At 62.2% G+C, this 12,941-nt stretch carries 10 protein-coding genes and 1 riboswitch; of the genes, 2 read left to right on the top strand and 8 right to left on the bottom strand.

Going from position 1 to position 12,941, the window contains the following annotated elements:
• Positions 1-11: 11 nt before the first annotated feature.
• Positions 12-947, bottom strand: a complete 936-nt coding sequence (locus ACHMW7_RS08600; RefSeq protein ID WP_395449855.1) for a prephenate/arogenate dehydrogenase family protein — start codon at positions 945-947, stop codon at positions 12-14.
• A gap of 3 nt (positions 948-950) precedes the next feature.
• Complete coding sequence (gene hisC / locus ACHMW7_RS08595) at positions 951-2,063, bottom strand: histidinol-phosphate transaminase (RefSeq protein ID WP_395449854.1); 1,113 nt, start codon at positions 2,061-2,063, stop codon at positions 951-953.
• Positions 2,064-2,216: 153 nt separating this feature from the next.
• Positions 2,217-2,294, top strand: a riboswitch (SAM riboswitch).
• 49 nt (positions 2,295-2,343) lie between these two features.
• Between hisC and metA the strand changes: the two genes are divergently transcribed.
• The gene (gene metA, locus ACHMW7_RS08590) at positions 2,344-3,267 is read left to right on the top strand and encodes a homoserine O-succinyltransferase (RefSeq protein WP_395449853.1); all 924 of its coding nucleotides are present in this window, start codon (positions 2,344-2,346) and stop codon (positions 3,265-3,267) included.
• A 487-nt stretch (positions 3,268-3,754) separates the two neighbouring features.
• On the opposite strand, the gene ACHMW7_RS08585 is transcribed toward metA, so the two are convergent.
• From ACHMW7_RS08585 to ACHMW7_RS08565, 5 genes are all read right to left on the bottom strand, one after another.
• Positions 3,755-5,779: a dipeptide ABC transporter ATP-binding protein gene (locus tag ACHMW7_RS08585; RefSeq protein WP_395449852.1), complete on the bottom strand. Its 2,025-nt coding sequence runs from the start codon at positions 5,777-5,779 to the stop codon at positions 3,755-3,757.
• Between the two features lie 2 nt (positions 5,780-5,781).
• The gene (locus ACHMW7_RS08580) at positions 5,782-6,669 is read right to left on the bottom strand and encodes an ABC transporter permease (protein ID WP_395449851.1); all 888 of its coding nucleotides are present in this window, start codon (positions 6,667-6,669) and stop codon (positions 5,782-5,784) included.
• The gene (locus ACHMW7_RS08575; protein ID WP_395449850.1) at positions 6,666-7,619 is read right to left on the bottom strand and encodes an ABC transporter permease; all 954 of its coding nucleotides are present in this window, start codon (positions 7,617-7,619) and stop codon (positions 6,666-6,668) included. Before ACHMW7_RS08575 ends, ACHMW7_RS08580 begins: the two co-directional genes overlap by 4 nt.
• Complete coding sequence (locus ACHMW7_RS08570; protein WP_395449849.1) at positions 7,616-8,287, bottom strand: dimethylsulfonioproprionate lyase family protein; 672 nt, start codon at positions 8,285-8,287, stop codon at positions 7,616-7,618. The genes ACHMW7_RS08575 and ACHMW7_RS08570 overlap by 4 nt, the downstream gene beginning before the upstream one ends.
• Before the next feature lie 69 nt (positions 8,288-8,356).
• A complete protein-coding gene (locus ACHMW7_RS08565; RefSeq protein WP_395449848.1) occupies positions 8,357-9,748 on the bottom strand; it encodes an ABC transporter substrate-binding protein in 1,392 nt (463 codons plus the stop codon).
• Between the two features lie 247 nt (positions 9,749-9,995).
• Here ACHMW7_RS08565 and ACHMW7_RS08560 point away from each other — a divergent pair, with 247 nt between their 5' ends.
• The gene (locus ACHMW7_RS08560; RefSeq protein WP_395449847.1) at positions 9,996-10,874 is read left to right on the top strand and encodes a LysR substrate-binding domain-containing protein; all 879 of its coding nucleotides are present in this window, start codon (positions 9,996-9,998) and stop codon (positions 10,872-10,874) included.
• 83 nt (positions 10,875-10,957) lie between these two features.
• Here ACHMW7_RS08560 and hutH read toward each other — a convergent pair whose 3' ends face one another.
• On the bottom strand, positions 10,958-12,337 hold the full coding sequence (gene hutH / locus ACHMW7_RS08555) for a histidine ammonia-lyase (RefSeq protein WP_395449846.1): 1,380 nt from the start codon (positions 12,335-12,337) through the stop codon (positions 10,958-10,960).
• Between the last annotated feature and the right edge of the window lie 604 nt (positions 12,338-12,941).

Genomic DNA, 12,941 nt, shown 5'->3' with positions numbered 1-12,941 from the left:
AGTGCGCGACCTTAGCTCTTCACCGGATGCTCGATCGCCTCGCGGCCGAAGTTCGGCACGTCGACTTCCTGGCCGGCGTCGATGATCGAGCGACGAATGGCGCGGGTGCGGGTGAACATCTCAAACAGCTTGTCGCCGTCGCCCCAGCGGATCGCCCGCTGCAGCGACGCCAGGTCTTCGGAAAAGCGCGCCAGCATTTCCAGGATCGCATCCTTGTTGTGCAGGCACACATCGCGCCACATCGTCGGATCGGAGGCGGCGAGACGGGTGAAGTCGCGGAAACCCGACGCCGAATATTTGATCACTTCCGACTTGGTCACCGACTCCAGATCGTCGGCGGTGCCGACGATGTTGTAGGCGATGATGTGCGGCAGATGCGAAACGATGGCCAGCGTCATGTCGTGATGCTCGGGGTCCATCGTGTCGATGTTGGAGCCGCAGCGGCGCCAGAACGCCGACAGCTTTTCAAGCGCTGCCGGATCGGTATCGGGCAGCGGCGTGAAGATGCACCAGCGGTTCTCGAACAGCTCGGCAAAGCCTGCATCGGGGCCCGACTTCTCGGTACCGGCGAGCGGGTGGCCGGGGATGAAATGCACGCCTTGCCGAATGAAGGGCGCCATCTGGGCGATGACCGAGGCCTTGGTCGAGCCGACATCGGTGAGGATGGCGCCCGGCTTGAGCGCCGAAGCGATGTCGGCGGCAACAGCGCCCGACGAGCCGACCGGCACCGAAACGATGATGAGGTCGGCATCCTTGACCGCCAGCTTGGCGTCGGTCGCATAGCTGTCGCCGAGGCCAAGTTCCTCGGCACGCGCCAGCGTCGCTGCGCTGCGCGTCGAAATGGCGATGTGGCGGGCCAGGCCCTCGCGCCGGATGACCCGGGCGAGCGAGGAGCCGATCAGGCCGATGCCGATCAGGGCGATCTTTTCAAACAGAGGGTCTGACATGGGTCAACTTTTCAGGAATTCGGTGAGTGCGGCAATGACGCCGCGATTGGCCTCTTCGGTGCCGATGGTCATGCGCAGCGCATTGGGAAAACCGTAGCCGGTGACCCTGCGCAGGATATAGCCGCGCGCGCTGAGATAGTCGTCGGCGGCAGCGGCCGCGTGCTTGGCCTCATCGGGGAAGTGGACCAGCAGGAAGTTGCCGACCGAGGGCGTGACGCGCAGGCCGAGTTTTTCGAACTCGGCGACCAGCCATTCCGCCCATTTGGCGTTGTGCGCCACCGTGCGCTCGACATGGCCGCGGTCTTCCATCGCCGCGACGCCGGCTTCGATCGCCGCCGCATTGACGTTGAAGGGACCACGCATGCGCTCGAGCACGTCGATGATGTGCGCCGGCGCGTAGATCCAGCCGATGCGCATGCCGCCCAGGCCGTGGATCTTGGAGAAGGTGCGCGTCATGACGACGTTTTCGTTGGCCGCGACCAGCTCGACGCCCGACTCGTAGTCGTTGCGGCGGACATATTCGGCATAGGCCGCATCGAGCACCAGCAGCACGTTCCTGGGCAGGGCGGCATGCAGGCGGCGCACTTCCTCGAACGGCAGATAGGTGCCGGTCGGGTTGTTCGGGTTGGCGAGGAAGACGATCTTGGTCTTCGGCGTCAGCGCCGCGATGATGTTGTCGACGCTGGCCTTCTCGGCATCTTCCTTGGCAACGACCGGTGTGGCACCGGCGGCCTGGGTGTAGATCTTGTAGACCATGAAGCCGTGCTCGGTGTAGACGGCCTCGTCGCCCGGCGAGAGATAGCTCTGCGACAACAGGCCCAGCACCTCGTCGGAGCCGTTCGAGCACAGGATGTTGGCAGGGTTGAGCCCATGGGTCGCGGCGATCGCCTGCCTCAGGCGTGACGCCGACCCGTCGGGATAATACTCCATCTTATGCGAAAGCTTCTGGACCGCCTCGATCGCATGCGGCGACGCCCCGAGCGGATTTTCGTTCGACGACAGCTTGTGGACCTTGGCGACGCCTGCCGGAGCTGTGCTCTTGCCCGGCACATAGGCGGCGATGTCCATGATGCCGGCGCGGGGTTCGGGGCGAATCTGCTCGGGTGCCTTGGTCATTTCGAAATATCCTGGATTGGCGCCTCCGATCGGAGGCCGCAGCGGAAATACCGCCCAGGGCGTATAATGTCGAGGAAAACCGGCTGGCAAGGCCGCCCTGGCGCCCCATTTGAGTCGCTGTTGACGCAATCGGTACTCGGGCGTAAGAGCAGGTCATAGACCCGTGGTGATTTGGCCGGTCGGCTTGCAGCCACGTTAAACAAGTCGCTAAAGGGCCGTTTGCGATCCGTAAACCGGCTTTGCGACAGCAATGCCGGTTTTGTTTTTTGGAGTTCGCACAGTGCCGATCAAGATCCCCGATCAGCTGCCCGCCCGTGAAGTGCTTGTCAAAGAGGGCGTGTCCATCATGGACGAGCAGACCGCTTTGCGTCAGGACATCCGTCCGCTGCAGATCGGCCTGCTCAACCTGATGCCCAACAAGGTCAGGACGGAAACCCAGATCGCCCGGCTGATCGGCGCCAGCCCGCTGCAGGTCGAGCTGACCCTGGTGCGTATCGGCACCCACAAGGCCAAGAACACCTCCGAAGACCACCTGATCGCCTTCTACCAGACCTGGGAAGAGGTCAGGCATCGCAAGTTCGACGGCTTCATCATCACCGGTGCGCCCATTGAACTGCTGCCCTTCGAGGACGTCACCTACTGGGACGAACTCAAGCAGATCATGGACTGGACGACGACCAACGTGCATTCGCCGTTCTTCATCTGCTGGGGCGCGATGGCAGCCGCCTGGCATTTCCACCGTGTCCCCAAGCACACGCTGGAAGACAAGGCGTTCGGCGTCTACCGCCACAACAACAACGCGCCGGCATCGCCTTACCTCGCCGGCTTCTCCGACGACTTCGCCATCCCGGTGTCGCGCTGGACCGAGGTCCGCGCCGAAGACATCCCTCAGGGTTCAGGCCTCGAACTTTTGATGGAATCGGAAGAGACCGGACCGAGCCTGCTTTCCGAAGAAGCCGGCAACCGGCTCTACATGTTCAACCACATCGAATACGACTCGACCTCGCTCAAGGAAGAATATGATCGCGATGTCGCGGCCGGGGTGACCATCGCCGTGCCGCATGAATATTACCCCAATGACGACCCGCAGCGTAAGCCGCTCAACCGCTGGCGCTCGCACGCCCATCTTTTGTTCGGCAACTGGATCAACCGGGTCTACCAGACCACGGCGTTTGATCTGGAGAACATCGGCACGAAGCGCTAGCCGCTGCCATCGCGACCGCGCCCGACACCGGGCGCGGTCCCTTGACGCCCTGCTGGCCCTCGAAACCCTTCGTCTGCAGGCGGCGGTGGACATGCCGTCATCGATATTCCTGTGGCCGTCGAGAACACGCACAACATCGACAAGCAAACGGAATGATCCGATCGAGCACGCGCCAGTGGCCTGACGCTTGGCACCCGACGCTTAGGGCAGGTCAGAGTGGGTTTTGGAGCCGAGACACGGTAAGCGGCCGTTCGGTCTTCCAAGCTGTTTGGCAACTTTGCGCCCCTGAGCCGACGTCCGGCACCGCAAACAAGGCTGTCGCGTTTGGCTGGAACCTTGAACCGAGCGTCGCCACGCGCTAACCGGTCGCGGACCAGGGGTACTCTCCCCCTAGGTGTTCCAGTGATGAGCTCGATACCCACTCAAGGTACTGCCTGGACCCTTTCGCCTAGCCGGTGCCTTCCTGGTCAGGGCAATCCTAGCCCAATTAAGTTTCAACGCTCAAGGGCTTCAGACCTTGCCGAACTGCACGAGTTGCCAGTTCGTCGACCGGAATGTGGCAGCGGATATAGCCGCTGCCGGTTTGGCGAACCGGCGGCCGCGTCTCGGCGCAGTTGCGTCCGACCTGGCGGGGACAGCGGCCGACGAGCGGGCAGCCGATGCCCGGCACCGCCCGCGACGTCGGAATGGCGGGGGGATGGGGGACGTAGTGATCCTTGCTGAGGCCGGGCGCGGCGTCGAGCAGCATTTCGGTATAGGGGTGGAGCGGATCGCCGAGCAGCGTGCCGGTATCGGCCAATTGCATGATCTCACCGCGATAGAGCACTGCAACCCGATCGGCGAGCTTCTGCACGACGGCGAGGTCGTGTGAGATGAAGAGCATCGCAACCGCTTGCCTTTCCTTGAGGGAGCGCAGCATCTCGACGATCCTGGCCTGCACCGAGACGTCGAGTGCTGACAGGATTTCATCGCAGATCAGTAGTTTGGGATTGACCAGCAGCGCGCGGGCGATGGCAATGCGTTGGCGCTCGCCGCCAGAAAGCTGGTCGGGAAACCGGTTGAGATAACCCGCGTGCAGGCCAACGTCGTCCAACACGGCCGCGAGAGCCACCTCGTTTGTCTCGATCCCGAAATGATCCAGCGGGCGTGCGAGGATTGCCCGGATACTGCGACGGGGGTTCAGGGACGCGTCCGGGTTCTGGAAGATGTACTGGATCTGGCGCAATTGCTCGACCGAGCGGCTTTTCAGCGCCGGGGCCAACAGGTCGCCGTCCAGGCTGACCGATCCCGACTGTGGCGGCAGGCGACCGCTGATTGCGCGCGCAATCGTCGATTTGCCGCTGCCGGATTCCCCAACGAGCGCGACCACCTCACCGGCGCGCAATTCGAGCTCGATATCGCGCACGACGGGAGGGATCGACTTTCGGAGGAACCTGTCGAAAATACCGGGCTTTCGATAAGACAGGTTCAAGTCGGTGACCGAAAGCAGCCTGTCGTGTCTGGTGGTTGCTTCGACGCCCCGACATGGCTTTGCAGCCGGCGTTTGCGGCACCGCGGCTTCTTGCCATTTCATGCAGGCAACGGATCGCACATTGCCGACCGGCTGCAGAACCTGCGGCGTGGTGCGACACGGCCCGGATGCGAAATCACAGCGTGGTTCGAATTTGCAGCCGGTGGAGATCTGGTCTCGCCGCAGCACGCCGCGCAGGCCCCGCGCCTGCCTGTCGGTTCCATCGACGGTCGGGATCGAGGCGATGAGCCCGCGGGAATAGGGATGGGCAGGCGCGGCTAACAACTCGTTGCAGGGCGCGACCTCGACGAGTTGGCCCGCATACATGACGCCCACCCGGTCGGCGATCTGGGCGAGCAGCGCCAGATCGTGCGTAACGTACAGCATGGCCATGCCGATGCAGGCTCGAAGATCGCAGAGAAGCTGGATTATCTGGCGCTGGGTGGTGACGTCGAGGCCGGTGGTCGGCTCGTCGAGTACGAGCAGGTCCGGATTACAGGCGACGGCCATGGCGATTGCCACGCGTTGCTGCTGGCCGCCGGAGAGTTCGTGCGGGTAGCGATGACCCACGTCGGGCAGGCCGACCAGAGCAAAGAGTTCGACGACGCGGCGCTCCATGCTTATGCCGTCAGGCAGTGCCCGGTGCGTTGCGATCATTTCGCGGATCTGCGAGCCGACCCGCATGCCCGGGCTGAGAGAGGTTGTCGGATTCTGCGGAACGAGCGCGATACGGTTGCCGCGCAGGCGTGTTAGTGCCGAGGTATCAAGCTTGAGCAGATCCATGCCGTCGAACACTACCTCGCCGGTCTGAACCAGGCTGTTGATGGTGCCGTAGCCAAGCAGGCGGTAAGCGACAGTGGATTTGCCGCAGCCGGATTCACCAACGAGCCCGAAGGCTTCACCGCGGGCGATCTCGAAGGAAACGTCCTGCACCACGTTGGTCCAGCCGGCTTTCCCACCATAGGCGATGTTGAGATTGCGGACTTCGATGAGCTTTTTCATGTTCACGCTCCCGCCACGGGCCGCTGGCCAAGCATGCGCGAGAGGCCATCGGTGAACAGGTTAAAGCCGATGACGAGGGATGCGAGGCCCAAGCCGGGCCCGAACACGGTCACTGGAGAGGCGATCAGGAGATTGCGGTTTTCGCTGATCATGAGGCCCCATTCCGGCGTCGGTGGGCGAATGCCGAATCCGAGGAAGCCGAGCGCTCCAATGAGGATCGGGGCATAGCTAAGGCGCAATGAGAACTCGACGAGAAGCACGTTGGCTGCATTGGGAAGGATTTCGCGGAAGACGATGGACCATGTGCCTTCGCCACGCAGTTCTGCCACCGCGACATACTCACGCGTCGCTATTTCCATGGCGGCCGCGCGCGCGATGCGGGCTATGCGCGGGGCATAGACCAGGCCGACGACGAGCACGATCAACACTGGCTCCCCGGCAAGTGCCGGGCCTGCGGCGATGATCATCACCAGCGCAAGTGCCAGAAAGGGGATGCTGATCATTGCTTCGACGATGCGCTGGGCAATCTCGTCGAACCAGCCGCCTACATAGCCCGAAAGCAGGCCCAGAGTGGTGCCGGCGACCATGCCCAGGATCGTGCCTGCAAAAGCGAGCAAAAGCACGATATGTGCGCCGTGCATGAAACGGCTGAAGACGTCGCGGCCGATTTGGTCAAGGCCCATCGGATGCTGAAAGGATGCGCCCGAGAGCGGCAGTCCCGCTCCCATTTCGGCAAAGCCATAAGGGGTCCAGAAACAACCGACGATGGCGAAGAGCACATGGGCGGCGAGGATGACCGCACCAACCTTGAACGGGCCGGGTGCGGCATGCCAGCGCTCGGCACTGGACCGGGCGAACCGCATCGAGGGATTGGATGTGATCGTGGTCATCGGCTTGTCCTGAGGCGTGGTTGGAGCAGGACAGCCAGGACGTCGGCCACCAGATTGGCAACGACATAGACGGCAGCACTGATCATCACAGTCGCCTTGATCAACGGAACATCGCGCAGTTGCAGCGCATCAATCAGCAGCGTGCCGAAGCCGGGATAGGAAAACACCCGCTCGACGATCACGACGCCGCCAATCAGGAAGCCGAGATTGAGTGCGGTGACATTGAGCGCCGGCACGATGGCGTTCGGCAGGGCATGTCGGAAGAGCACGGTGCGCGGGCGCAGGCCCTTGAGTTCTGCGAGGCGCACATAGTCGGAGCGCAGCACCTCGATGAGGCTGTCGCGCAAGACGCGGATGGCATAGACCGCCATCATGATGGCGAGCGTGACGGCGGGCAGGACCATGGCGCGCAGCGTCTCCTGCCAGGTGCTGGCCTCCGAGATCGTCGCCAGAGCAGGCAGGATCGGCATCGCAACTGCAAAGACGAAGAGCAGGATCGTGGCGAGCAGGAAATCCGGCAGCGACAGCAGAATGAGCGTGATGACCGAGATGACGTGGTCGACGAGCTTGCCGCGGTTCGTGGCCTGGATGATTGCGGGAACAAGCGCAAGCACGAGATAGATTGCAAAGGCAAAGAGCGAAAGCAGCAGAGTATTGGCGATGCGGGGAGCGAGAACATCGGCGATCGGGCGGCCGGTGGCGATCGACACGCCGAGATCGCCGCGCAGGAAGTCGCCGAGCCAGTGGAAATACCGGATGGGGGCAGACTGGTCGAGATGAAGCTGGCCGCGCAGAACTTCCAGTGCCTTGGCGGTGGCATCGCGGCCGAGGATACGGGTGGCGACGTCGCCAGGAAGCGCCTCGAGGATCAGGAAGATCAGGATCGACACGAGAAGCAGCGTCAGGGCCGAAAACATGATTCGGCCGGCGAGGAGGCGAAAAACGCTCATGTCACATCCAACCCCACGGAAGTGGGGGCGGCATCCGCCGTCACGGCATCGGGTATGAAAGCCGCATCGGTCTCGAGGTCGCCCTCCCATACATAAAGAAGCACAAGAGGCCGCTCCTCCGAAAGCGTGGCATGGGGCAGCCATGACGGGTGGTGGATGATTTCGTCGATGCCCCGCCTGGTCCAGTCCGCTTCGCCCGCCCGCCAGTAGGAAGGGCCGGTGACGGTGTAGTAGAGTTCATCGGCCGGGTGATGATGTAGCGGATAGTGGGTTCTTGGCCCCAGGAACATCAACCCGAAGGCGATATCAGGGTCCTTGATCAGCGCCGGCGGTCCGCCATCAGGGCCGCAGATGACGCCATAGCCGTAGTTCTCGCCGAAATCGTTGCTAGGCGGGTTGGCGAGATAGCTCTGGCTGCGGGTCACGTGGATTGCCGGCAGCAGGGCGGCGAGCGCCTGGGCAATCGGCGACTGTGCCGCATGGCATGCCAGTTCTGCCTCGCAGGCTGCCTGTATCGGTACGCGACCCGGTAAAGCCTCGTTCATCGGAGGCAATCGTTCCGCAAGCTGGCGCAGCCGGGTGGCGTGGGATTGCGATACGCTTCGCGCATCTCGATCGAGCGCGTCGGCAAAGCGTGTGAGAAAAGTGATAAGAGCGGAAGTCGTCATACAGCTATCCTCTTCCACGGGGCGACCTGCCCCGTGGATGCGAATGTCCTGGGAGGAAGAGAGTGCGCCTTACCGGCTGCAGGTCAGCTCGGCATAGTCGATGCGGTTTACGTCGACATTCGGCTGATAGCCTGCGCAGCCCTTGCGCAAACCTGCGACAACGGATGTGAAGACTGGCAGGATCATGCCGCCTTCGTCGGCGACCACCCGCTGGGCTTCGCGGTAGAGGTCATTGCGCGCCTTTTCATCTGCTGTCTGGCCTGCCTTGACGACAAGCGCGTCGAAATCGTCGCGTTGCCAATGCGTTTCGTTCCACTCGGACTTGCTGCTCAGCGATAGCGTCAGAGCTTCGGCCGGCGGGCGGGCGCTGGTGTAGGAGACGACAGCCGGCTTCTTCAGCCAGATCGTATCCCAGTAGCCTTCGGCCGGTGAGGTGATGACGTTGACGCGAATGCCGGCTGGTGCGGCCATCTGGGCATAAACTTGCGCAAGCAGCATCATGCCGGGATAGGAATCTGAGGTGTAGAGATCGAAATCGATGCCGTCGGGATGGCCGGCCTCGGCGAGCAGGGCTGCTGCCTTTTCGATATCCGCTGTCTTTGCGGGTGTGCCGAGGCCGAGCGGCGAGGAGAGCGGGATCGGCGTATCGGCACCTACTTCTCCGTAGCCGAGCAGCACGGTATCCAGGATCTTCTGGCGGTCCATCACCAGTTTCATCGCCTCGCGGACCTTGAGGTTGTCGAAGGGCGGCGTGTCTGTCCACACCGCCAGATACAGAGACGTTGCGCCCGGTGTTGCCACCAGCTCAACGGCAGGATTGTCTTTTAGCGTGACAAGGCTTGCAGGATCTACCGTCAGCGACAGGTCGACCGTGCCTGACAGCAGCGCCGAAAGACGCGAAGTCGGCTCCAGGCTGGTGGTGATCTCCAGGCATTCCGCCTTCGGCAGGCCGGCGCGCCAGTAATTGCCGTTGCGGCGCATGACGCGTACCGCGCCGTTGACAGTGAACGTTTCCTGCATGAAGGGGCCGGTGCCGTTGCCGTTGACGCGCAAGTCTTCCGATTTGGCGCCCTCCGGCACCATCAGCGCGTATTTGGTCGCGATCAGCATCGGCAGTTCGACCACGGGCTGCTTCACCTTGAAGCGCACCGTATGGTCGTCGACGGCGGTGATGCCATTCGGGTCCAGGAAAGCGAGAGTGGAAAAGCCGCCCGGCGAGACGGCGGGATCGAGCAGGCGGCGATAGGAATAGACCACGTCCTTGGCATCGAAATCGGAGCCGTCGTGGAATTTTACGCCCTGCCGCAAGTGAAATGTCCATTCCGTCGCGTCGGCATTGGATTCCCAGGATTCGGCCAGCGCCGGCACCGGCTGCATGGTGTTGTTGCGGTCGACCAGCGGCTCGTAGATGGCGCGGATATGGTAGACGCTGTCCGTGCCGATGAGGGCGGCCGGATCCATGGTTTGTTTTTCGCCGTCAGACTCATAGCCGAGCACACGAACGCAGCCTTCTTGCGCAAAAGCCACCGTTGCCGAAAGCGAACAGGCCGCCATTGTCACGGCTAAAGCCGTGCTTTTCAGAAGGTGATCCTTCATTTTCTGGTTCCCCATTTTTGGTTTTGTTGGACGAGTATGAAAATGGGTCCGGCGCCTTGCAAACGATTAGAAATCAAGTCTACATGAGAAGAATTCATGTGGATTTGCGAGAATGGTCCGGCGCATCTTGCCTCCCCTGACGACGTTGCGGGCATTCGAGGCGGCGGCGCGGCTGATGAGCTTCAAAGCGGCGGCAGAAGAACTCCGCGTCACGCAATCCGCAATCAGCCATCAGGTCGCTTCGCTGGAGCGATACCTCGGAACGCTGCTGTTCCTGCGCTTGCCTGGCCGTGTGGAGTTGAGCGAACAGGGTGCGGTCTACTATCCGGTCGTGCAGGATGCATTGGACCGGATCGCGCTGACCACGGATCTGATTCGCCAGAAAAACACGCCCGCTTCGCTGACGGTCCAGGTCTATGTCACCGTGGCCGTGCGCTGGCTGATACCGAGGCTCCAGACGTTCAAGAAAGCGTTTCCCGAAATCGCCGTGAACCTCGATGCAAGTCTGCTTGACTGGGAGTTCAACGCCGATCGCGCCGACATCGGCTTCATCTACACGCGCGCACCGAACCGACCGAATCTGACATATACGCTGCTGCGCCGCGAACGGCTCGTCGGTGTCTGTTCCCCTGCCATCGCCCAGGCCATCAAGGGGCCGGAGGACCTGCGTTCCTTCTCGTTCCTTGCGGTCAGCGGAACCACGGAGGACGCCGCGACATGGGCGGCGAGCGTCGGCCTGACCGGTGTCTCGCAAAAAACAGGACCGCTCTTCGACAGCAACCTGCTCGCCATTGAGGCTGCGATCAATGGGCAGGGGGTGGTGGTCGTGCCAAGGTTTCTGGTCGAGGCCGATATTGCCGCAGGTACGCTTGTGGCACCACTCATCTCAGACGTCATGCAGCCCGGCGGATGGTATCTCGTTCACCTGCAGCGACGCGGTAAGGAGAAGGCCATCCGCGAGTTCCTGCAATGGATCCAGCGCCTGGTGTGATTGCCCCAAATCGGCGTTCCCTGGACACGCAAACGGCCCGCAACTGTGAGGTTGCGAGCCAAAGGAGTCCTTGCCGGCCGAACTCAGTTTGTTAGTGCATAGTCTTTCAGAAAGTCCGATCCGGCGGCGATGTCTGGGGTCATGGACCGGTCCCGATCCAGGAACGGCACCTTTTGGCGGAAAGCATCGTGGAAGGACTTTGTCGCCGACGCCAGCTTGCGTTCCGGATGCTCCTTCAGGCGCAGGTCCGCGGCTTGCGCGGCGTGCAGCAACTCCATGGAGAGGATGGCGTAGCTGTTGTCGATCTGCGCCCGCACGCGTTCCATGACGAAGGGAGCGTTCGTTCCGACATCCTCGACACCGCCGGCGATCGGGCGGGAATCGAACGAGGTTGGCTGCGCGAGCGCCCGGTTCTCGGTCGCCAGGGCCATCAGGGGCGCTTCGACCACGAGAAAGGCATGATGTGTACTCTCCGTTCCGAGATAGCGCGGCAGCTTCGTGTGGGTCGGATTGTTAAGTTTCAGGACGCGTTCCGACGATGCTGTCGTATGGTGCGCCAAGACGATGCCGAGCTCCTCGAAGGCGATCACCCAAGGCAGCGGCTCGAAGTTCGCTGTCGGAAGGACAGCGCCGCCATCGACATAGCCACGCCGTGCCTGTGCCAGGTCAGACCTGGGCTCGGCGCCCACCGCGATACCGGGATTGTCGTCCGAAGAATTGATCTGGATTTCCACCAGCGCCTTTGTGCGGGCCAGGCTGTCGGCGAAGCTGCCGAACAGATAGGGCGCGGTGCGGAAACTTAGCGGATCCTGAAGGATGCGTTTGTCATCCGCCTGCCATAGGTAGCTGCCGTCAAGCACTGCGCGCAGGTCGGCCGTTGCGCTGATATGGCTGGGGAAGGGCCGAAGCTTGGCAACGTCTTCGAGAAGCGGCGAGACATTGCCGTTTAGACCCTCGAGGCTGAGCGCATAGACGAGGCGCGACGTTGAAAGCAGTTGCTCAGCATCGTGGATGGCAATGGCAGCCAGACCGGCAGCGTAGGCGTTGGAGCTCAGGATCGCCAGGCCATCCTTGCCAAACGGTTTCAGCGGCTCGATACCGGCGGCCTTCAAGCCATCGGCCGCCGGCATCCGGCGACCTTGATAGTCGACTTCGCCTTCGCCGAGCATGGCAAGGCCGATATGGCTGAGGAGCGTCATGTCAGCCTGGCCGACCGAGCCGCGCGACGGCATGATCGGCGTGATGTCCTTGTTCAGGAAGGCGATGAGCATCTCGGCGACATGGGGTTGAACGCCCGGTCCTCCGGTGAGGATGTTGTTTAGGCGCACGGCCATGGCGGCTCGCACGACCGGCAAAGCTGTGTCTGGCCCAACTCCGACGGAGTGGGCGCGTAAAAGCCCCTCGTTGAATTCGCGCGATGCCTCCATCAGCTCCGGGGTAAGCTCGCCTGTCGCATCGACCATCTTGCGGTCCTTGTTCCAGCCGACGCCGACGGTCAGGCCGGTAGATCTCCTGGCCTTCCTTTGCTCCCTGCAGAAGGACGGCATAGGCACGGGCGACCTTGTCGAGACTTTCACCATCCACTGCAACTGCCTCGCCATTGGCCACGCGGACGATCATCTCAGGTGTGGCATCGCGACCGTTCAAAGCGACATCGGCAAAAGCTGTGCTGGAAAGGAGCAGGCAAGCGCTCACAACATTGCAGAAAAGGCTGTTTATTTGCATCTGGTTTCCTCTGGCGTTTGAGTGCCGGAGGACTATTGAAGGTCTGAAAAACGACTGCAAATGATGAGATCTAAACTCCGCTTGAACTAGATTCATGTGTCGTGGAAGTGACGATCACTTCGCTTGTCGAAACTGCTTGATCGCCATCTGTGAGCTCGCGGACGCTCTGCAATCGGCAACGGCCGGAATGGCTGCTATCCTATCTCCTTCTCCCGAGAAGCGGACGGTCAACTTCCGGCCCCGACCAAGCCGGACGGCATCGGGCGCCAACTGGCAGTTTTTAGGAGTTCGCATTCTGGCCGCGAACGGCCAAGATGAGGTCGGATCTTGCCGGTCATCGCG

This window comes from Aminobacter sp. UC22_36, from assembly GCF_044056035.1.
Lineage (GTDB): Bacteria > Pseudomonadota > Alphaproteobacteria > Rhizobiales > Rhizobiaceae > Aminobacter.
This window is presented reverse-complemented; position numbering and strand designations above follow the sequence as displayed.